This is a genomic window from Maribacter aurantiacus (assembly GCF_005780245.1).
Lineage (GTDB): Bacteria > Bacteroidota > Bacteroidia > Flavobacteriales > Flavobacteriaceae > Maribacter > Maribacter flavus.
In genome coordinates this window covers 61,236-81,233 of record NZ_VBUK01000009.1, presented here as the reverse complement: position 1 = coordinate 81,233, position 19,998 = coordinate 61,236, and the positions used below count along the sequence as shown (strand labels likewise).

The 19,998-nt window shown below is 42.5% G+C and carries 19 protein-coding genes; 9 read left to right on the top strand and 10 right to left on the bottom strand.

The genetic code is table 11. The features are described from left to right. Nucleotides 1–29: 29 nt before the first annotated feature. Together FEK29_RS14065 and FEK29_RS14060 are read right to left on the bottom strand one after the other, a co-directional pair. A complete protein-coding gene (locus FEK29_RS14065) occupies nt 30–2,573 on the bottom strand; it encodes a DUF1963 domain-containing protein (RefSeq protein WP_138259077.1) in 2,544 nt (847 codons plus the stop codon). Between the two features lie 86 nt (nt 2,574–2,659). Further along, on the bottom strand, nt 2,660–3,028 hold the full coding sequence (locus FEK29_RS14060) for a rhodanese-like domain-containing protein (RefSeq protein ID WP_138259076.1): 369 nt from the start codon (nt 3,026–3,028) through the stop codon (nt 2,660–2,662). 157 nt (nt 3,029–3,185) lie between these two features. Here FEK29_RS14060 and FEK29_RS14055 point away from each other — a divergent pair, with 157 nt between their 5' ends. Beyond that, nucleotides 3,186–3,746, top strand: a complete 561-nt coding sequence (locus FEK29_RS14055) for a sigma-70 family RNA polymerase sigma factor (RefSeq protein WP_138259075.1) — start codon at nt 3,186–3,188, stop codon at nt 3,744–3,746. Further along, complete coding sequence (locus FEK29_RS14050) at nt 3,743–3,970, top strand: hypothetical protein (RefSeq protein ID WP_138259144.1); 228 nt, start codon at nt 3,743–3,745, stop codon at nt 3,968–3,970. The genes FEK29_RS14055 and FEK29_RS14050 overlap by 4 nt, the downstream gene beginning before the upstream one ends. On the opposite strand, the gene FEK29_RS14045 is transcribed toward FEK29_RS14050, so the two are convergent. Beyond that, nucleotides 3,967–4,791 (bottom strand): UbiA prenyltransferase family protein, encoded by an 825-nt coding sequence (locus tag FEK29_RS14045; protein ID WP_138259074.1) that lies wholly within the window; start codon nt 4,789–4,791, stop codon nt 3,967–3,969. The two genes, FEK29_RS14050 and FEK29_RS14045, sit on opposite strands and share 4 nt — an antisense overlap. Nucleotides 4,792–4,917: 126 nt before the next feature. Here FEK29_RS14045 and gcvP point away from each other — a divergent pair, with 126 nt between their 5' ends. Genes gcvP through FEK29_RS14030 form a run of 3 tightly spaced genes read left to right on the top strand, consistent with a single transcriptional unit; the run spans nt 4,918 to nt 9,212 of the window. After that, complete coding sequence (gcvP, locus tag FEK29_RS14040) at nt 4,918–7,770, top strand: aminomethyl-transferring glycine dehydrogenase (RefSeq protein WP_138259073.1); 2,853 nt, start codon at nt 4,918–4,920, stop codon at nt 7,768–7,770. A 47-nt stretch (nt 7,771–7,817) separates the two neighbouring features. Beyond that, a complete protein-coding gene (locus FEK29_RS14035; protein ID WP_138259072.1) occupies nt 7,818–8,348 on the top strand; it encodes a class I SAM-dependent methyltransferase in 531 nt (176 codons plus the stop codon). Nucleotides 8,349–8,357: 9 nt separating this feature from the next. Then, on the top strand, nt 8,358–9,212 hold the full coding sequence (locus FEK29_RS14030; protein ID WP_138259071.1) for a glycosyltransferase: 855 nt from the start codon (nt 8,358–8,360) through the stop codon (nt 9,210–9,212). 48 nt (nt 9,213–9,260) lie between these two features. Here the strand turns inward: FEK29_RS14030 and FEK29_RS14025 are convergent, their stop codons facing one another. From FEK29_RS14025 to FEK29_RS13995, 7 genes are all read right to left on the bottom strand, one after another. Further along, nucleotides 9,261–9,770, bottom strand: coding sequence for an OmpH family outer membrane protein (locus tag FEK29_RS14025; protein ID WP_125221169.1), 510 nt, complete (start codon nt 9,768–9,770; stop codon nt 9,261–9,263). Between the two features lie 138 nt (nt 9,771–9,908). Then, nucleotides 9,909–10,751, bottom strand: coding sequence for an OmpH family outer membrane protein (locus tag FEK29_RS14020; protein WP_138259070.1), 843 nt, complete (start codon nt 10,749–10,751; stop codon nt 9,909–9,911). A gap of 104 nt (nt 10,752–10,855) precedes the next feature. Beyond that, nucleotides 10,856–13,474 carry an outer membrane protein assembly factor BamA gene (gene bamA / locus FEK29_RS14015; RefSeq protein ID WP_138259069.1) on the bottom strand — a complete coding sequence of 873 codons (2,619 nt, stop codon included), beginning with the start codon at nt 13,472–13,474 and terminating at the stop codon, nt 10,856–10,858. A 4-nt stretch (nt 13,475–13,478) separates the two neighbouring features. Further along, nucleotides 13,479–14,222, bottom strand: coding sequence for an isoprenyl transferase (locus FEK29_RS14010; RefSeq protein WP_138259068.1), 744 nt, complete (start codon nt 14,220–14,222; stop codon nt 13,479–13,481). 6 nt (nt 14,223–14,228) lie between these two features. Continuing rightward, nucleotides 14,229–14,918: a type IX secretion system protein PorG gene (gene porG, locus FEK29_RS14005; RefSeq protein WP_138259067.1), complete on the bottom strand. Its 690-nt coding sequence runs from the start codon at nt 14,916–14,918 to the stop codon at nt 14,229–14,231. A 110-nt stretch (nt 14,919–15,028) separates the two neighbouring features. Then, the gene (locus tag FEK29_RS14000; protein ID WP_138259066.1) at nt 15,029–15,913 is read right to left on the bottom strand and encodes an NAD kinase; all 885 of its coding nucleotides are present in this window, start codon (nt 15,911–15,913) and stop codon (nt 15,029–15,031) included. A gap of 1 nt (nt 15,914) precedes the next feature. Then, entirely contained in the window at nt 15,915–16,571 is a 657-nt protein-coding gene (locus tag FEK29_RS13995) for a CBS domain-containing protein (RefSeq protein WP_138259065.1), read from the bottom strand. Between the two features lie 92 nt (nt 16,572–16,663). On the opposite strand from FEK29_RS13995, the gene FEK29_RS13990 reads away from it, so the two are divergent. From FEK29_RS13990 to tig, 4 genes are all read left to right on the top strand, one after another. Next, on the top strand, nt 16,664–17,377 hold the full coding sequence (locus FEK29_RS13990; protein WP_138259064.1) for a pyridoxine 5'-phosphate synthase: 714 nt from the start codon (nt 16,664–16,666) through the stop codon (nt 17,375–17,377). Continuing rightward, nucleotides 17,374–18,144, top strand: coding sequence for an alpha/beta fold hydrolase (locus FEK29_RS13985; RefSeq protein WP_138259063.1), 771 nt, complete (start codon nt 17,374–17,376; stop codon nt 18,142–18,144). The genes FEK29_RS13990 and FEK29_RS13985 overlap by 4 nt, the downstream gene beginning before the upstream one ends. A 78-nt stretch (nt 18,145–18,222) precedes the next feature. Next, a complete protein-coding gene (locus FEK29_RS13980; RefSeq protein WP_138259062.1) occupies nt 18,223–18,570 on the top strand; it encodes a phage holin family protein in 348 nt (115 codons plus the stop codon). A gap of 101 nt (nt 18,571–18,671) precedes the next feature. Next, the gene (gene tig, locus FEK29_RS13975; protein ID WP_138259061.1) at nt 18,672–19,994 is read left to right on the top strand and encodes a trigger factor; all 1,323 of its coding nucleotides are present in this window, start codon (nt 18,672–18,674) and stop codon (nt 19,992–19,994) included. Nucleotides 19,995–19,998: the final 4 nt, after the last annotated feature.

Genomic DNA, 19,998 nt, shown 5'->3' with positions numbered 1-19,998 from the left:
CCCGATGGGGTCTATACCTATTGTATTGTTTAACTGCTTTCCATGGTTACAAAAACGTTGCTGAAATCCTTTTTGGCCAAATCACTTTTGTGGATGACAAAGAAAAGTTCGCCGGCATCTCCCCATTGCATATCGCCTGAAGAAGTAACCGTCAACAATATGACCCAATCCTGCGGATTCCCCTTAAGCCTTAACGAGGCCTGCAGCTCCGGATCCTCATGTTGTGTAAAGGAATAATTGTTGACCGCATATTCAAAACCCGGGTTGTCCTTATTTATGGGTTCCTCAAATACGTCAAAAGCTTCCTCTAGAAAATCACGGTTATCCGCCAAAATGGAGGCTTTTCCCAAGAAGTGGTGTTTATTTACATAATGGGCATAGTATGAAGGTGCGCTGTTCATTTGAAAAGCCGATACGGTATAGGCCTTATATGCACCGTCCATCATTTCATAATAATCGTCGCGGTCAAAATTCATATTCCTACCAGAAACCAATCCATCATTACTCGCAACATAAATTACCTTACAAGGATTGTTCGAGCTATTATATATACTGTGAACGGTTTCCAAAAAGAAATACAACATGCCCGTTTTGGGAAGGTAATCCTGCAAAGGAGCCAGTTCCTTACAATTGATCTGCCCAATAAACTCATACTTGTACTTTTCCTTCCTGTAGGCATCGTAAAATTCCGGATACTCTATTTCCCTTGGCAGGTCCGGCATCCCGCCAAAACGATGGTTGCCGATCCCGGAATAATCCTCCGCTCCCAAGTACTTAAAACCGATAGCCTTTTTAACGGTACTTCGCAGTGCATCGGCCATTGATTTCAGGTTATTTTCCTCAATGACCTTGTCTACCCTGGCAATAAGGTGCGCGTCCGAATATGCATAAAATTGGCTGTCATCCCATGCTATCAGTCCGTGTCCATCGGCTCCTTTATATTCAAAATCCAGCAATCGTAATTTATCCCCGATAGGAAGTTCCAAATTCTGGATACCATTGAATCCTGTGGGCAGAGTTTCCCAAGGATTACCCGTTAATTTTAAGGTTTCCAACTTAGGTTGGACCGCCAAAGCCTCGGGCAAGGTCTTTAACAGATTGTTACTCAGGTCTAGAGTCCTAAGCTCAGGAAGGGCTATAATTTGCGGTATTTGATTTAGTTCATTTGTGGCAAGCCACAAAAATTTCAACTTGGGCAGTTGAAACAATTCTTGGGGAACCGAATTCAATTTACAATTGTTGATAGATAGTTGTTCCAAGTCCTTTAATTGGGAAAGACTTTGTGGAAGTGCCTGAATTTCGGCGCCCGAAATATGCAGTTTCTTCAATTCCCTCAGCTCCCCTATTCGATTTGATACCTCTGTCAATGGTAATTTCTCATTTCGCCAATTTCCCGATTTCAGCGAAATGGAAAGCTCCTCAAGATTCCTGAATGTAAACACAGCTTCCGGAATTTCAGTAAACGTAGGGTTTTCCAAAACCAGGAACCGTACCAGCTCCGGATTGGCGGTCTCCGTTTCCTCCATGGACTGAAATTGGTAATTGCTCCAATCCAAACCTTGTAAGTCGATTTTCTTGGCAATACGCAATGGATACTTTCTATCATGATAGGTTTTGGCCATTTCACCATCGATCAATATCCACCCAGCCTCGAATTTCACCACGCCGTTAAAATCAAGATCGTATTTGAAACCCTCTATGCGGGTATATAAGTAGTAGGGCGCGTTGCTTTTTCCCTCTGCAAATTCTATTTGTCCGATAGGTATTCCACTAGTATGGATTCCCTTGGCAGGGATGGATATTTGAACCTCGCCGTCGTCACCGTACTCGCTCAACAAATCGGCCGATTTTGCCATTTTTGGTTCCGATGTTCTTGCCTTAATGGTTACATATAACTGTCTCGAAAATTCGGGAATCTCAGCTTTACAATCTTTCAAAATAAAATCGAACGAAAAGTCCCCAATAGTGATACCCTCCTCTCCATCTTCAGGGATATAAATTTCCTTGAATTCCGATGATTGCTCTTCCTTTGCAGTATCCCAAACATGGTCCTCTTTTTCCATATCCTGTTGATGCTCTTTCCAAATATGCTCCCTGTCCTTTGTATCGCCCAGGATTTCTATGGATTCAAAAACGGACATCACCCAGGCATCCACTGAATCGTCCGGAAGTTTTTCATGCATTGCATTGAACTCAAGCAAGTAGTCGTCATCCAAAAGGATCAATGCAAAAAAATATTTGATCTTAAAATGGGAATCCATCCAGAGGGCATCTGTATGGGCATGCAGGTTGTAGGTCTCAAAACCTTTGAACTCGATATTTCCACTTTGTATCTTCTCGGATTTAAAGAACCGGGAAAGACAGGAATCTTCAAACTTTTCCTGTAAGGTAGTACCCTCAAATAGAGCATTGTCCAAGTCCTCCCTTTTTAGAAGGGCCAGGGAAAAAAGAGGGTTCTGATGATTACTTTGGGCAAGGAGGTCATCTGCCCTGATGCTTATTTTTGTACTTCGAACCGATTCAAAATTATCTGGAAAGGATACGGCGAATACAGGTGTCTTTAGTTCTTTCAAATTCCAAAATCGTTTAATACGTTACCGATTCCAAACGATATATGAATCGATGAAAACAAATTGGGTGGGAAGTATAAAATCCAATCCTATCTGGGGTGTTTAAGGGACCAAGCATCATAGCCACCCTCAAGATTCACTACATTTTTGTATCCCAAGGATTTTAATTTCTCTTGTGCCTTGGCACTCCTACCCCCCACTTTACAGTACACATAAATGGTCTCGTTCTTGTCGATTCCTTCCACTTGCTGGGCAAAATCGGCATCGAACCAGTTTATGTTTAAAGAATTGTCAAGATGGCCCTGGGCATACTCCTCGGGAGTGCGTACATCCAACAGGACCACGTTTTTCATTTCATCCGCAGTTATACTGTTAATAGGTTTTGAGGAAGGCGTTTGTGTTTGGGCACAGGACAGGTTTAGAAGAAAGGAAAGCAACAGAATTACTGGATACTTCATGACGGTATTTTTATATTATTTAAACTGGCAACATACCTTAATTTACGTACTTCGAAAATACATTAAATTCCAATTTAAATGAAAATATAGAATAGGACATACCTAAAATGTGAAACCAAGACGGAAAATTCTATTACTTTTACAACAAGAATCAACGATGGCAGAGAACCAACTAAATCCGAATTCCTGGGTAGACCAGTATGCCGATTACCTATTCAACTATGCCATTGGTAAGGTGAGCGATGTAGAAGTCGCCAAGGATTTGGTCTCCGAAACTTTTTTGGCCGGATTGAAATCGGCAAAAAACTACAAGGGCGATGCCGCCGAAAGAACATGGTTAATAGCCATCCTAAAACGGAAGGTAATAGACTACTACCGCAAATCCAACTCCAAAAAGGGTAAGGCCGAAGTGCGCATGAGTTTGGGTTACCCTGATGAGACCGAAGGGGATTGGCTGGAAGAAAAAGTAGCGGACCCAAACGGTAATTTGGGAAGCGACACCATTGAAAACGAGGAACTGGGCCTTGCCCTTCAGCTTTGTATAGACAGGTTGCCACAAAAACAATCACAGGTATTTACGATGAAGACCATCCAAGGAATTTCTACGGAAGAAATCTGTAATGAATTGGGAATAAACCCGTCTAACCTGTGGGTAATGATTCATAGAGCCAGAACGGCCTTAATGGAATGTTTAAATCAAAAATGGTTCAACGCATGATTTCGTGTGAAAAAGCGGCGGATATTTGTACAAAGGCTCAATACAATGAGGCTACCTTTGTGGAACGGCTTAAATTAAAATTCCATCTTATCTATTGTAAGGTCTGTGCTGCTTACGCGAAGCAGAATACCAAACTTACCTCCCTTTGCAGCAAGGCAAATCTTCATTCCCTTTCCGAGACCGAAAAGGAAAAAATGAAGGAAAGTATCAGAAGACAGGGCTAGCACCAACAAAGGCAAAGCACCCAAAGAAAGTACCACGCTATAGGGATTGCCTCTACCCAAAAAGAAGCAAAATACCTACCCTGATTTTTACCGAACAAAAACATCAAGACAATAAGACCAAAGAAAAGTACCGTCTTGACGATGATTTCCACCTCCAACACATCGTCCTTGAAAAAGGTCAACACGTAGAACAACAACACAAAAAGCACCCCGATCATTTTTGTCCGCCAAACACCAAACCGCTGCGGAAGTGTCCTTAGTGCCGGATCATCATACCTAAGATCCCTGATTTCAAAGGGAATTAACAAGGCCAAAACGAAAAAAAACCGCTGGGCAGTTTCCACCCAAATATCCCAAGTAACAGTGTGCAACGAACCTAAGGTTGGAAGGACAACGGTTGCCCCGGCCCAGACCAAGGCTACCAAAAATAATTTTAGACCCCCTAAATTTCGGAGGTTTCTTGCATTTGGCAATACGGGGATGGCATAAAGTCCGGTTAATAGCACCAGAACAAGTATGCCCAACCAAATATCCCTCTTTAGAAAATAGGCGTGGTAACTCCCAATTAGTGCGGCCAAAAAACTTACGATCTGAATGTTTTTTTGATAGGGATTTGCCACTATGATATATTTTCTGGCCTCAACCCCGTATTTTATAAAGTTGTAACACACGATGGTGCCAAAAAATAGAAACCAGGCCAAATGATCGTCCCCTTTTAAACCAAAAGTTTTTATGGTAACATGGGTCAATGCAAACACCCCAAAAGCTACATGGATACTTGCATTTATATAGAAATTGAACAGGCGCTTAAACATCCCCATGAAACAAATGTACCCAAACTGTTTATAACCCTGGTTTATGGTTAAAAACTTTCCCCAAGAAGCTATTCTACGGGTATTTTTTGACGTAATTAATGCCTAATTTTGCACGACTAATTTATTCAAATCATGAAGACTGACGTGTTTGCATCCCGCCATATTGGAATACGAGAGGAAGACTTGGACCATATGCTTAAAACGATCGCTGTTGAGAGTATAGATCAGCTGATATATGAAACTATACCCGATGATATCAGACTAAAAAATCCATTGGATCTTGCAGCCCCAATGAGCGAACATAAATTCTTGGCCCATTTGGAGGAACTTTCCAAAAAGAACAAGGTATTTCGCTCCTACATTGGTTTGGGATACCACGAGAGCTTGACTCCGTCAGTAATCAAACGAAATATTTTGGAAAATCCGGGTTGGTATACGGCCTATACGCCCTACCAAGCGGAAATTGCCCAAGGCCGGTTGGAAGCCCTTTTGAATTTTCAAACGGTTATTTCCGATCTCACCGGAATGGAACTGGCAAATGCCTCCCTTCTGGATGAAAGTACCGCCGCCGCGGAGGCCATGACCATGCTTTTTGAGGTCAGGACCAGGGAACAGAAAAAGAACGAGGTTGTAAAATTCTTTGTTTCGGAGGAAGTATTGCCCCAGACAATGGCTTTATTGGAAACCAGGGCAAATCCACTGGGCATAGAATTGGTCTTTGGTAATCATGAGGAATTTGGGTTTGAGGATTCCTTCTACGGTGCTTTGCTACAATATCCTGGGAAATATGGTCAGGTACATGATTATAAGGCATTCGTTTTAAAAGCCAAGGAAAAGGATATCAAAATAGCGGTTGCCGCGGACATCCTTAGTTTGGTCCTTTTGACCCCTCCCGGTGAATTTGGGGTGGACGTGGTTGTAGGTACCTCCCAAAGATTCGGGATTCCTCTGGGTTATGGTGGTCCGCATGCCGCCTTTTTTGCGACCAAGGAGGAATATAAAAGAAACATTCCCGGAAGGATCATTGGTGTGACCAAAGACAGGGACGATAGGCCCGCCTTGAGAATGGCCTTACAGACCAGGGAACAGCATATTAAAAGGGACAAGGCAACGTCAAACATCTGTACCGCCCAAGTGCTTTTGGCGGTAATGGCGGGCATGTATGCCGTTTATCACGGTCCAAAAGGCTTGAAATACATCGCGCAAAAAGTACACACCACGGCGGTTACGTTAACGGATGCCTTGGAAAAACTTGGGTATTATCAAAGTAACAGTGCCTATTTTGACACCATCCAATTAAAGGCGAATGCAAACGAAATACGTGGCATCGCGGAGCGGGAAGAGGTAAACTTTTTATATCCGAATGCCGATACGGTGGTAATCGCCGTAAACGAGGCCACCTCCATCAACGACCTGAACCAAATCATTGGTATCTTCTCCGAAGCCATGCAAAAAGAAACTAAGGAAGTTTCGCAGCTACTGGAAAAATCGGCCATTCACCAAAATATTCAAAGGACTACATCCTTTCTTGAGAATAAGGTGTTCAACAGTTACCATTCGGAAACGGAACTCATGCGCTATATCAAAAAGTTGGAACGTAAGGACCTTTCCTTGAACCACAGTATGATTTCCTTGGGCAGCTGCACCATGAAGTTGAACGCCGCTTCTGAAATGTTGCCATTGAGCAATGCCAATTGGGCAAATATCCATCCTTTTGCGCCTGTGGAGCAAGCTGAAGGATATCAAATCGTATTGAAGGAATTGGCAAAAGATTTAACAACTATTACCGGTTTTGCCGGTACTTCCCTACAACCGAATTCAGGTGCGCAAGGTGAATATGCAGGTTTAATGGTCATTAGGGCCTATCACGAGGCCAATGGTGAAGGACATCGAAATATTTGCCTGATTCCTGCTTCGGCCCATGGCACCAATCCCGCTTCGGCCGTTATGGCGGGAATGAAGGTGGTAGTGACCAAAACGGACGATAAAGGAAATATCGACGTAGCGGATTTGGAAGAAAAGGTAAAAATGCATGCCGATCATCTTTCGGCCTTAATGGTAACCTATCCTTCCACGCATGGGGTGTTCGAATCCTCCATACGAAAAATTACGAAACTGATCCACGACCACGGTGGTCAGGTGTACATGGACGGCGCCAATATGAACGCACAGGTGGGATTGACAAATCCCGCTACCATAGGTGCGGATGTTTGCCATCTCAATTTGCACAAAACCTTCGCCATACCCCACGGGGGCGGTGGTCCGGGAGTAGGCCCTATCTGTGTCGCCCCGCAATTGGTTCCATTTTTACCCGGTAATCCTGTGATAAAAACAGGCGGTGAAAAAGCAATTTCGGCAATATCCGCAGCGCCATGGGGAAGTTCCCTCGTATGCCTTATTTCCTACGGATATATCAAAATGTTGGGACAGGAAGGACTTACGAATTCCACCAAAATCGCCATTCTCAATGCCAATTATATCAAGCATCGGTTGAGCGGTAAATATGAGGTCCTCTATACCGGTGAAAAAGGCAGGGCGGCCCATGAGATGATCATCGATTGTAGACCCTTTAAACAACATGGCATTGAGGTGACCGATATTGCGAAAAGACTCATGGACTATGGTTTCCACGCTCCTACGGTTTCCTTTCCGGTGGCCGGCACCTTGATGATAGAACCCACGGAAAGTGAAAGTTTGGAGGAATTGGACCGTTTTTGTGATGCTATGATTTCTATTCGCACCGAAATCGATGCAGCCCAAGCGGACAATCCGAACAATGTTTTGAAAAACGCCCCGCATACCCTGCAAATGGTGACGAGCGATACTTGGGACTTCCCGTACACACGACAACAAGCGGCATTTCCGTTGCCCTATGTGGGCGACAATAAGTTCTGGCCATCGGTGCGGAGAGTGGACGATGCCTATGGAGATCGTAATTTAATATGTACCTGTGCCCCTATAGAGGCATATGCGGAAGCGGAATAATAAATTCGCAAGCGACTATTTACAAGGGCGTTGAATAAATTGTAAAAATGTACGAACATACCTTTCCGAATAAAAGGTTTCAATACACCTTGGAGTTTCTGAAAAAGCACATTGATCCCAATGAGGCCATTTTGGACCTAGGCGTGGAAAATCCTTTTTCGGAAATCATGCGGCGGGAAGGGTATACCGTGGAAAACACGAAAGGTGAAGATCTCGATCTGGATTTTTCGTCGATAATCAATTCCGATGCATCGGTAGTGACGGCTTTTGAAATTTTTGAACACCTTTTGGCTCCTTTGAACGCGCTTTCAAAAATAAAGGCCGATACATTGGTGGCAAGTATTCCACTCCGACTCTGGTTCTCACCAGCCTATCGAAGTAAAACCGACCCTTGGGACCGGCATTATCACGAATTTGAGGATTGGCAGTTCGATTGGCTTTTGGAGAAGGCAGGCTGGGAAATACAGGATTCTAAGAAATGGACCCATCCCGTTAAAAAACTAGGTATAAGGCCTATTTTACGAATGTTTACACCGCGTTACTATATTGTTTACGCCACTAGGAAAAAAAGCCGTTAAAACCTTTACTTGAAGTATTACATAATCATACCGGCCCATAATGAGGAAGCATGTATTTCCTTGACCTTGGAATCCGTGATATTGCAGACCCTTCCGCCTAAAAAAGTTGTGGTCGTCAACGACCATTCCAACGATAGCACCCCGGAAATTGTGGAGGCCTTCGCACAAAGTGTACCTTATATCGAATTGCTGAATACAACATCGGACAAAAGCCATATGCCAGGCAGCAAGGTCATCAATGCCTTCAACAAAGGATTGAAAACGTTGGATGATAATTTTGACTTTATTGTAAAACTTGATGCCGATATCGTTCTGCCGAAGCACTATTTCCAAACTATTTCCAAGATATTCACCGAATACCCAAAAGCAGGTATTGCCGGCGGTTTTGCCTACGAACAAGACAGTCAAGGAAATTGGCATTTGAACCACCCAATGAGCAAAACACATGTTAGGGGCGCATTCAAGTCCTACTTCAAAACCTGTTTTGAGGCCATTGGCGGCCTTAAAAATGCCATGGGCTGGGACACGGTTGACGAATTATTGGCGCAATATCACGGATTCCAAGTAATTACGGATGAGAGCCTTCAAGTAAAACACCTCAGGCCCACCGGAACATCCTATAACAGAAAAGCTAGGTTGTTACAAGGAAAGGCCATGTATACCATGCGTTACGGGCTTTTGATTACACTTATCGCGTCACTTAAAATGGCACTCAAATCAAAAAGACCAAAAGTCCTATTTGACAATTTACAAGGGTATTTTCAGGCTATTAGTCGGGGCGAAACATTTTTGGTAAGTTCGGAAGAAGGAGAATTCATTCGCGGTTTGCGGTGGAAGAATATAAAATCTAAGCTGACCAATTAAAAAAGCCATTCCGTACAGAATGGCTTTTTAAAATATTATGGGGTGGTCTTAAATCCCCAATTCCTTTTTAACGTCTGCCAATAAATCTTTACCACTAGCTACGATCAATCCACCACCTGGCTGTGCATCGATAACATAATCAATACCCTGGGCCGCGGCAACCCTTTCTATGGCTGCTTTAGCCTTTTCAGAGATAGGGGCGAACAATTCGGCCTGTTTCTTTTGGATTTCCTGTTGTGCATTTTGTTGGAACTCACCTACCGTTTTTTCCATGCCTTGAAGCTCCACTGCCCTCTTTTCATTTTCCTCTTTTGATTTGGAAGCTGCTTCGTTCTGATATTGGGTGTACTTATTTCGTAATTCGGTCATAGAGGCCTGGATATCTGCACCATAGGTTTCCTGCAACTTCTTTAGTTCCGCCTCGGCAGCTTTCATCTCCGGCATGGCAGAAAGCAACTGGGTAACATCTATATGAGCTACTTTACTCTGCGCATTTACAAAACTGGTCGCCGCCACGAACAACATTAAGGCAACCGCAATTTTCTTTACTTGTTTCATCTGTTTGTTTTTATTGTGTTTCATAAGTTAGATGTAATTCGCCAATAACCATCTCGGTACGTATCAAGACTTGTTATGGCTCATTTCATGAGTTAAAATTTAATTCTTATTTGAGTATTAATTAATGGTTTCTGATTTCTAGTTATTATTGGGATCGTTTCCCGAGTTATCGTTATTTCTTTCTGCTTCTTTTTCCTTTTTCTTGGCCTCTCTTTCCTCTAACAATTTTTTTCGTCGTTCCTCATAGGCCTTCTTTCGTTCCTCGCGCAATTTAAGCTGCTCCTCACGTTTTTCAGCAGCGGTTTTCTCCCGGGCTGCCTGAGCCTCTGCAGCTCTGTCTATTCGTTCCTGTAAAGCTTCCGAAACCACCTCTTCCGCCTCTATTTCATCCTCTCCTTCAAAAGCCTCCAACCTACTCCTACTGTCCGTACCTTCCTTCGGCTTGCTAATCTTTCTGGTCCTTGCAATACCCCTGAGAACCAAATCGCTAATATCGTGCCTTTTTTCGGAGTACAACATTACAACATCCGCAGATTTATCAAAAATAAAATCATATTTTTTATTGGCACCCAATTTTTGAACCTCATTAAAGACCTGATCTTGGATTGGCTGTATCAACCGGCGTTTTTGGAGCACCAAGTCCCCTTGCGGACCAAACCGGTCTTGTTGGTATTCGATCATCTCTTTCTCCAAGATCTGGATTTCTTCCTCGCGTTCCTCAATGAGTTCAGGAGTCAGCAATACCTTTTCGGCCATTAAATCCTTCTTCATCTGTTCCACCACACTTTGCTTTTGCTCGATTTCCACTTTCCATTTTTGGACTTTGGTATCCAACTGGGCACTGGCATCACGGTATTCTTCCACATTTTCAAGTATGTATTCCATGTCCACATAGGCGATTCGAACACCTCTTTGGGCCATGGAAACCAAACCCATAAGAACGGTCACAAGAAATAAAAGAACTTTTGTTTTTGACTTCATTATTGATATCGTTTAATCTAATAGAAAATATCGTGCCAAAATTACTAAAACTTTTAAAATGAAAGGATTAGCATAAAGACCGATTCTATAATTCCAATTTAAATTTAGAACTGCTGACCAATTATGAAGTGCGTTTGCCATCCGCTTGGACCATTGCCTATGGATTGCGGCCTTAAGTCCTCATCGAACCCATAGCCAAAATCAATCCCCAATAAACCAAACGCTGGCATAAAGATGCGAAGCCCCACACCGGCCGATCGTTTTAATTGAAACGGATTAAACTGCTGAAAATTGTTGAAGGAATTACCTGCTTCCAAAAAGGTAAGTCCGTAAATGGATGCCGAAGGTTTTAAGGTAAGCGGATATCGTAACTCCATGGAGAACTTATTATAGATCAATCCACCCTCCTGTTGCCTTGTGACAGGATCAATCGGAGTCAAGGATTGATTTTCGTACCCCCTAAGCTGAACAATGTCCCGTCCATCCAATGTGAAGTTGTTGAGACCGTCACCACCAACGAAAAAACGTTCAAAAGGAACATCTCCCGTATCGCTGTTGTAATTTCCCAAAAACCCGAATTCCGCATTGGTACGCAACACCAAGGATTTGTCCGCACTACCCAACAGGGTAGTATACCAATCTCCTTTGAATTTGATTTTATAATACTCCAATAACCTGAAACGCTCTTGATCTATTTCTTCCAATTCAGCTGTCTCAGCAGCAGTAAGTCCTTCTTGGGTAGTAAATCTTTTCTCGGTAAGTTCTGTGCTCCGTTGTTTCAAAGCTCCAAAATCTTTATTACTGAAAAGGGAATACGGTGGTGTAAATTTCGCGGTAATTTCAAAATTGGATCCGCCCCTAGGAAATATACGCCCCCCTTCCATGGCATTCCGATTGATTCCTATAGTATAGGCTATGGAATTGGCTTTCCCATTTCCAAAATTGAACAGGCCAATATTATAGTTTCTAAAGTCATATAATTGGTATCCCAAGGAATGCGAAATGGTAAAGAAATCATCTGGCCATTGTACCCTTTTCGCCAATCCTAAGCTTACCCCAGTAATGGAAAACTGCTGATCTTTATTTACATCAATTCCCCTATTGGTAAACTGGGCCGCAAATTGCTGCGTTCTTGAAACATTTAAATTGAACCTTACTGGCTTCTTACCGCCCATCCAAGGTTCTGCGAAATTCAAGCTATACACCCTAAAGGTCCGGCTGGCCTGTACACGCAGGGCAAAGGTTTGCCCGTCGCCCATGGGCACTGGTTTGTACGCCTCCCCTTTGAACAGGTTTTGTATGGAAAAATTGTTGAAGGAAAGCCCCAGGGTTCCAATGAAACCTCCTCCACCGTAGCCACCCTGTAATTCAATTTGACTAGATCCGGACTCTACCAAGCTCCAAGCCAAATCGACGGTGCCTTCGTTGGGGTTGGCATTTAGGACATCCGGTTTTATCTGTTCCGCATCAAAAAAGCCCAGTTGGCCCAATTCACGGATACTTCTAATGATGTCCGACTTATTGTATTTTTGTCCAGGACGCGTGCGCAATTCCCTGTAAATCACATGATCATTCGTCTTATCGTTTCCAGATACGGTCACATGGTCCAGAAAGGTCTCCTTTCCTTCAATAATCCTAATTTCAAAATTGATGGTGTCGTTCGCTGCCGAAACCTCTACCGGATTTATCGTGGAGAACAAGTATCCATTATTTTGGTACAAACTGGTTACATCGTACGGTTCCGGTTTACTATTGTCCGCAATACGTTCCCGTAACAATACCCCATTGTAGGTTGCGCCCTTCTTGATTCCCAACACCTGATGTAATTGACGATCGGTGTATACGGTATTACCTACGAAGTCGATATCCCCAAAATAATACTTGTTTCCTTCCTCTACCTTGATTTTTAAAAGGATGTTGTTCTCATCTACTTTTTCTAGCGTATCGGAAATTACCCTCGCATCACGAAATCCATTTTCGGCATATTTATCAACCAATAAATCCAAATCCTCCTCATAATCATCTTTGATATACTTTGATTTTTTCCAAAACCTACCAAATCGCTTCCGCTTGGTATTCTTAAGGGCCTTTCTCAATTTTTTATCGGAGAGCTCCTCGTTGCCTTCAAAAACGATTTCCTTGATTTTTACCTTATCGCCCTTGTTGACGTTTACCACCATTTTTCTGGCATTCGTTTCGGACGTATCCACGGCGGTAATAATGTTGACCCTGGTATTCAGGTAGCCCTGTTTCTTATACTTATTGGTGAGATAGTTCTTTGTATTGGAAATCAAACTCTCGGTAATTTTTTTCCCTTTTTTAAGATCCGTATCGTTTCTGAGTTCGTCAACTTTACGAGGTTTGACGCCATTAAAGGTGACATCCGTCAATGTGGGACGCTCTATAATCTGTAGTTCCAGGAAGATATTGTTGTCATCGATGTTGGTAACGAAAAAATCGATGGATGTAAAAAGCTCCAATCCCCACAATTTTTTTACCACATCGCTAAGTTGTTCACTTGAAGGGGTTATTGGCTGACCTTCGCGAAGTCCCGTATAGGTCTTTACGGTCTGTTCATTGTAACTTTCCAATCCGATCACCTCCAAACCGCCTAAAATATAAGTTTTATCCCTATCAAAGGAAACATCCTGTGCAGTGGTTTTCGCAAAAATAAGAAGTAAAAAAAGGGCTGTTAAGTGGTTCACGGATATGAACCTGGTCATATCTCTAAATGAGTTGTTCGCTAGTTTTTCCAAATCTTCGTTCTCTGTTCTGGTAATTTTTTATGGCCTCTACCAAATGATGCTCGTTAAAATCGGGCCAAAATACATCAATAAAATATAATTCGGCGTATGCGATCTGCCATAATAAAAAATTGCTGATCCGATGTTCTCCACTCGTTCGGATTAGCAAGTCTACGTCTGGCAAATTTCGCGTGTAAAGATGGTCATTAATAATGGTTTCGTCAATATTTTCGGGCGAAATTATATTATTTTTAACTTTGGATGCTATCGATTTTATGGCGGATTGCAGCTCTTCCCTAGAACCATAACTGAGCGCCAATGTCAGCGTCATACCAGTATGGTGTTCCGTCTTTTTCATGACCTCCAAAAGTTCCAAACGGGCTTTATCGGGCAAGGCCAAAATATTCCCGATGGTATTCAAACGAATGTTGTTTTCTGAAAAAGTTGCCAATTCCTTACGCAGGGAGGAAACCAATAGGCGCATTAATGTATCCACTTCAATTTTGGGCCTGTTCCAATTTTCAGTTGAAAACGTGTACAAAGTAAGAAACTCTATCCCTAGCTTTACGCAGTTTTCTACAGTAGACCGAACGGTTTTAACTCCGTTTTCATGCCCAAAGACCCTTAGTTTTCCCCGCTCTTTGGCCCATCTTCCGTTACCATCCATGATGATGGCCATGTGACGTGGTAAATTATGTGAATCAATATCGTCTATTTTACTTTCCATTGTTATTTATTGAAAGCAATCCTGGCAGGGTTTTCTTCCAAAGGTGTAGGTCAAGGTCACCCCGGAGAATACGTACCAATCATCGCTAAAAATATTTCCAAAAGCGAACTCCTCAAAATTGGAACCTTTTGGATTACTGGCATCTAGATTATCCGTAAAAGTATATCTGGCACCAATTTCCGCCCCAAAAATAAGAAACTGGTTGATACGATACTTAAAACCTACGGTCATTGGTATTGCAAAAGAGCCATCGGACTGTGATAAATCCTGTAAAACCCCACCGTTGAAATAGCTGTAATCGTACCTAAAATAGGTCACTCCCGTATATAGGTAAGGGGTAAAAGCCGGCCCTAACTTGTGCAAATTATAATCCACAAAATTAAATTCCAGCCCCGCGGAACCTTCTAAAATGGCATTATCTACCACATAGCCCCTCTGTTGCCTGGAAGTATCGCTGGATTTTGTATCGTCCGCAGTGAATTTCCCGTAGGTAAGACTGCCTCTCCAAGCATATCTTTTGCTAATATTCCATTTAAACACGCCCCCAAATGCCAAATCTGACGGAAGAATATAATTGGTCCTTCCAACATCCCCGATCATATTGGCCCCTCCGGCAAAAACACCCACTTCGTACATCTGGGCATTAAGACCCATCGATACCATTAAAAAAGTAAGCAGTACCAGGCTACGTATCATAGTAAGAATCGTTTACAGGGGTATTCGGTTAACATAATCGACGTTTTGGCCCATAGGGCGTTCTCACAAGGTAAACAGATTTTAACGGTAAATATTGTTCAATGGAAAGTTCAATTTCTCCGGTCCTCGCCCCATAATAATTTATTCCGAAGGGTCTTCAGGAAGCTTTCAGAATTGTATTCTATCATTCGGATTGCAAAAGGTGCCTTGGTGATGGTAATTTCGTGACCATTTTCAAGGGAGGCTATGCGTGAATCCAAGGAAACCAAGTGGTTTTCCTCACGACCCGAAACACGCAATCTAATTTCCGTATCGTCCGAAATCACCAAAGGCCTTGCGTTGAGGTTATGTGGAGCAATGGGCGTTAAGACCAAGGATTTTGCGGTTGGCACCATAACAGGACCTCCGCAGCTCAGCGAGTAACCTGTGGAACCCGTGGGGGTGGAAATAATCAGGCCGTCCGCCCAATAGGAGGTTAAATATTCATTGTTCAGATAGGTCTCCACGGTAATCATGGAGGTGGTATCCTTTCTGCTGACCGTAATTTCGTTCAATGCAAAATTCAATTCCCCAAACTCAACGTCCAAAGCATCGGCATGTATTTGAACCAGACTTCTTTCCACGATCGTGTAGTCGCCCTTCAAAAATTCCTGAACCACTTTTCGTACATCTTCCTTCTTAAAGGTGGACAAAAATCCTAACCGACCTGTATTGACACCAACAATGGGAATTCCAAGGTCCTTTACAAAGGTCGTAGCACGCAGGATGGTACCGTCCCCGCCAAAACTTACGAACATATCAAATGAAGTGTCCAGGCCTTTTAGGGCCGTGAAGGTGGAAAAGGATGCTTCCGCATTTTTCGATTTGTATAAATGGTAGAATTCTTCTTCTATGTAGACCTCTGATGAAGCTTCCTTTGCGATTTCGTCCAAAAGCTCTTCCAAATACTCAATGGCACTGTCTTGATATATTTGACCGTAAACCGCAACCTTCATACTAGACGTTTAGGTACTTGTCCAAATAGTCCGACCTGTTTTTCAAATCTTCCAAAAATTGATCGTCGCTATTGCCAAAGATTATTTGGTAATTATAGCGTCTAAACGTTTGTAGGACCTTGTCAAAGTTGGCAGTGCTTATTTTGATGGTTACCTGTACCACGTCATTTTCCATATCCGTGATAAAACCGCCAATGAGTCGGGCATTGTTACTTTCAACTATCTGGGAAATCTCACTGAAGGAGTAGTCCTTGATGCCGGTGGCGACCACCAATATGTTTCCCGGGTCCGTAAAAAAGGGTGTATCTATAAATTCGGAGACGATATCGGTAAGGTCATAATAGCCCACCACTTTTTCCACCTCGTCCAAAATGGGGACCAGATTCGCCTCGTTTCGGGCAAATACTTCTAGCACATCCAACCAGCTCGTTTCGTTCCTTACAAAAAACGTTTCCAGATCATAGCGGTATTCGTCAATCTTGGAATCATCCGAAACAACGTCCATATCATTCTCTGAAAACACACCTAAGAAACGGTCCTCTTCCATGACCGCTATATGGGAAAACGTGTTTCGCTTAAAGAACTCCATAAGTTCTCCACAGGTAGTCTTAACATCGAAAACCGGTAAGTTGGAAATTATATGTTGCTGAATATTCATAGCTGAAATTATAACGCAAAATAACAATTAATAATATCAAAAGGCGTGCCTTATTCGTATTTTTGGGCTCCTTATATTATATTATCGACAATATGACGAAACTAAGTGTCAATGTGAACAAAATTGCCACCTTGCGTAACGCCCGCGGTGGAAATGTGCCCAATTTGCTGAAAGTTGCTTCGGATATTGAACGATTCGGCGCCCATGGGATTACCATCCATCCCAGACCGGACGAGCGCCACATTCGTTACCAGGATGCAAGGGACTTGAAGGATATCGTTACGACCGAGTTTAACATAGAAGGAAATCCGAACCCGAAATTCATAGATCTTGTGCTAGCGATAAAACCGGATCAGGTAACCTTGGTACCCGATGCGGAGGATGCCATAACTTCCAATGCCGGTTGGGATACCCAAAAACATAAGTCCTTTTTGAAAGAAGTGATTAAGGAGTTCAAAAATGCAGGTATACGAACCTCTATCTTCGTGGACCCTGACCCCAAAATGGTAGAAGGTGCCAAAGAAACGGGAACGGATCGGATAGAACTTTATACCGAAAGCTACGCAACGGGCTATGCAACGGATAGGGAGCGAGCCATCTTACCATTTGTGGAAGCCGCAAAAAAGGCGAACGAACTGGAACTTGGCATCAACGCGGGCCATGACCTCAGCTTGGACAACATTCAATATTTTGGACAGAACATTCCCGGTTTATTGGAAGTTTCCATTGGCCATGCCCTGATCTGCGAATCCATTTACCTGGGATTGGAAAACGTGGTGAACATGTACAAAAACAAATTGAAATGAATCCAATTTTACATTCCAACATCCTAGGTTCCGGCAAACCACTTTGTATCCTGCACGGGTTTTTGGGTATGTCCGATAATTGGAAGACCCTTGGGAATCTCTATGCCGAAAATGGTTTTGAGGTCCACTTAATAGACCAGAGAAACCACGGTAGAAGTTTTTGGTCGCAAGAATTCAACTATGACCTCTTGGCCGAGGACCTATTGCACTACCTAGACGATAAAAACATTGAAAAGACCTCACTGATAGGACATTCTATGGGCGGTAAGACAGTGATGCAATTCGCTTGTACCTATCCGGAGAAAACGCAAAAATTATTGGTGGCAGATATTGCGCCCAGGTTTTACCCTCCCCATCATCAGGATATTATTAATGCATTGAACCATTTGGATTTAAAAAAAATAACTACAAGGAGCGATGCGGACGACCAACTTAAAAAATACTTGAAGAGTTTTGGTGTGCGGCAGTTCTTGCTGAAAAACCTATACAGAACGGCGGACAATACTTTTGGGTTTAGAATGAACCTGACCGTACTTAGTGATCGGATGGAAGATATCGGGGAGAACATTTCCAGTTCTGAAAATTATAACGGACCTACACTTTTCCTAAAAGGAAGCAAATCTGAATACGTCTCCAATGCCGATACGGAACAAATCAAAAGGCATTTTCCCAAAGCGCACATTGAGGTTATCGACAACGCAGGACATTGGCTGCATGCAGAAAACCCGGATCAATTCTTTGAAAAATCATATAACTTTCTAAAATAGGGCAGTCCACCTAATGCTTGGATATCTGACCCTATCGCATTATTTTTTATCTTTAAGGAGAACCTAAACCAGATTGATATGAAACTTGTATTACGTATTTTGTTGAGTGCCTTGGCGGTAATCCTATTGGCCAATTTCCTACCCCATGTATCGGTAGATTCGTATGGTACTGCCATAATCGTTGCCATAGTCCTGAGCCTTTTGAACTTTTTGGTCAAACCCATTTTGGTCATCCTTACCCTACCCGTTACCATAGTTACGTTCGGGTTGTTCTTACTTATTATAAACGCGTTGATAATTCTTTTGGCCGATAATTTAATAGCCGGATTCAATGTGGACGGCATCTGGTGGGCCCTTTTATTCAGTCTTCTGCTTTCTTTTTTACAATCCATTTTGTTTTCCCTGTTAAAAGAAGACAAAGAGTAGTTATTATTTGAGATTCAAGACTTTAAAAACTTGGTCAACAGAAGAAAATAGCCTAATTTTGCCTCCCGTTTTATTTAAGTAATTAAGAAGATACTGAAGGAATGAACATTACAAAAGAACAGATAGATGACCTGAACGCCGTAGTTAAAGTCGCTATCACCAAGGAGGACTATCAAGACAAGGTGGACACTATCCTAAAAAATTATAAAAAACAGGCCAATATTCCGGGTTTTAGAAAGGGCCAGGTACCTATGGGCCTTATCAAGAAGCAATATGGAAAAGCCGTATTGGTAGACGAGGTGAACAAATTGCTTCAAGACAATTTGAACAAATACCTTACGGAGGAAAAATTGGATGTTCTTGGAAATCCTTTACCAAAACAAAAAGACGATTTTGATTGGGACCAGGAAGAATTGGATTTTGAGTTTGAATTGGGTTTGGCCCCGGATTTTGAAGTTCCCTTGAAAACTAAAAAGGCCATAACCCATTATAAAATCGTGGCCGATAAGAAAATGATTTCCGAACAGGTGGAGCGTATCCAAAAACAGTACGGAAAACTTGTGAGCAAAGAGGAAGTTGGTAAAAATGACGAGGTTTCCGGTAAGTTCGAAAACGAGGCCGAGGGCATAGACAACCAGTCACTTCTGGAAATGGACAAGCTCAAAAACAAAAAAGCCATCGAAAGCTTGGTTGGGAAGAAAGTTGGTGATACTGTTACCTTGAAGACCAAGGGACTCTTTAAAGAGGATTATTTTCTATCCAGTGCTTTGGGCATCGGTAGGGATAAGGCCGATAATTTTGACACAGAGGTTTCCTTCACCATTACAGAAATAAACGAACGGCAGCCCGCGGAATTAAACCAAGAGCTTTTTGATAAACTTTTCGGAAAAGACAACGTGAAGTCCGAAAAGGAACTAAGAGAGCGTATCGCCGAGGATTCCGAAAAGCAATTTGAACAGCAAGCGGATCAAAAGTTACTCAACGACGTAACTGAGTACTTTATAGAAAATACCAAGTTTGAGCTTCCTACAGGGTTTTTGACGAAATGGATACAAATGACGGGGGATAAGGAATTGACCCCTGAGGAGGCCAGCGAGGAATATGAGAAATCCGAAAAGGGATTACGTTACCAATTGATCGAGGGTAAAATAATCAAGGACAACAACCTTCAGGTCCAATTTGATGAATTGAAGGAGTTTGCGAAGGGATTCATCAAATCTCAAATGGCGCAATTTGGACAAATGAACCCAAAGGAGGAAGAATTGGATGCCATTGCAGTAAGGGTTTTGGGCAATCAGGATGAAGTAAAGCGTTTGTCAGAACAGCTTATGAGCCAAAAATTATTGAACTTGTACAAGGAGAAAGGAAACCTAAAGACAAAAGAAGTTACCTATGAAAACTTTGTGAAAGAGGTTTACGGGTAATATC

Coding starts and splice junctions, on each gene's coding strand:
- bamA (WP_138259069.1), bottom strand. CDS start 13,474: ATGACCAGGTTCATATCCGTGAACCACTTAACAGCCCTTTTTTTACTT.
- FEK29_RS13980 (WP_138259062.1), top strand. CDS start 18,223: ATGAAACTTGTATTACGTATTTTGTTGAGTGCCTTGGCGGTAATCCTA.
- FEK29_RS14060 (WP_138259076.1), bottom strand. CDS start 3,028: ATGAAGTATCCAGTAATTCTGTTGCTTTCCTTTCTTCTAAACCTGTCC.
- porG (WP_138259067.1), bottom strand. CDS start 14,918: ATGATACGTAGCCTGGTACTGCTTACTTTTTTAATGGTATCGATGGGT.
- FEK29_RS14025 (WP_125221169.1), bottom strand. CDS start 9,770: ATGAAACAAGTAAAGAAAATTGCGGTTGCCTTAATGTTGTTCGTGGCG.
- FEK29_RS14035 (WP_138259072.1), top strand. CDS start 7,818: ATGTACGAACATACCTTTCCGAATAAAAGGTTTCAATACACCTTGGAG.
- FEK29_RS14000 (WP_138259066.1), bottom strand. CDS start 15,913: ATGAAGGTTGCGGTTTACGGTCAAATATATCAAGACAGTGCCATTGAG.
- tig (WP_138259061.1), top strand. CDS start 18,672: ATGAACATTACAAAAGAACAGATAGATGACCTGAACGCCGTAGTTAAA.
- FEK29_RS14010 (WP_138259068.1), bottom strand. CDS start 14,222: ATGGAAAGTAAAATAGACGATATTGATTCACATAATTTACCACGTCAC.
- FEK29_RS13990 (WP_138259064.1), top strand. CDS start 16,664: ATGACGAAACTAAGTGTCAATGTGAACAAAATTGCCACCTTGCGTAAC.
- FEK29_RS14045 (WP_138259074.1), bottom strand. CDS start 4,791: ATGGGGATGTTTAAGCGCCTGTTCAATTTCTATATAAATGCAAGTATC.
- FEK29_RS13995 (WP_138259065.1), bottom strand. CDS start 16,571: ATGAATATTCAGCAACATATAATTTCCAACTTACCGGTTTTCGATGTT.
- FEK29_RS14055 (WP_138259075.1), top strand. CDS start 3,186: ATGGCAGAGAACCAACTAAATCCGAATTCCTGGGTAGACCAGTATGCC.
- FEK29_RS13985 (WP_138259063.1), top strand. CDS start 17,374: ATGAATCCAATTTTACATTCCAACATCCTAGGTTCCGGCAAACCACTT.
- FEK29_RS14020 (WP_138259070.1), bottom strand. CDS start 10,751: ATGAAGTCAAAAACAAAAGTTCTTTTATTTCTTGTGACCGTTCTTATG.
- FEK29_RS14050 (WP_138259144.1), top strand. CDS start 3,743: ATGATTTCGTGTGAAAAAGCGGCGGATATTTGTACAAAGGCTCAATAC.
- gcvP (WP_138259073.1), top strand. CDS start 4,918: ATGAAGACTGACGTGTTTGCATCCCGCCATATTGGAATACGAGAGGAA.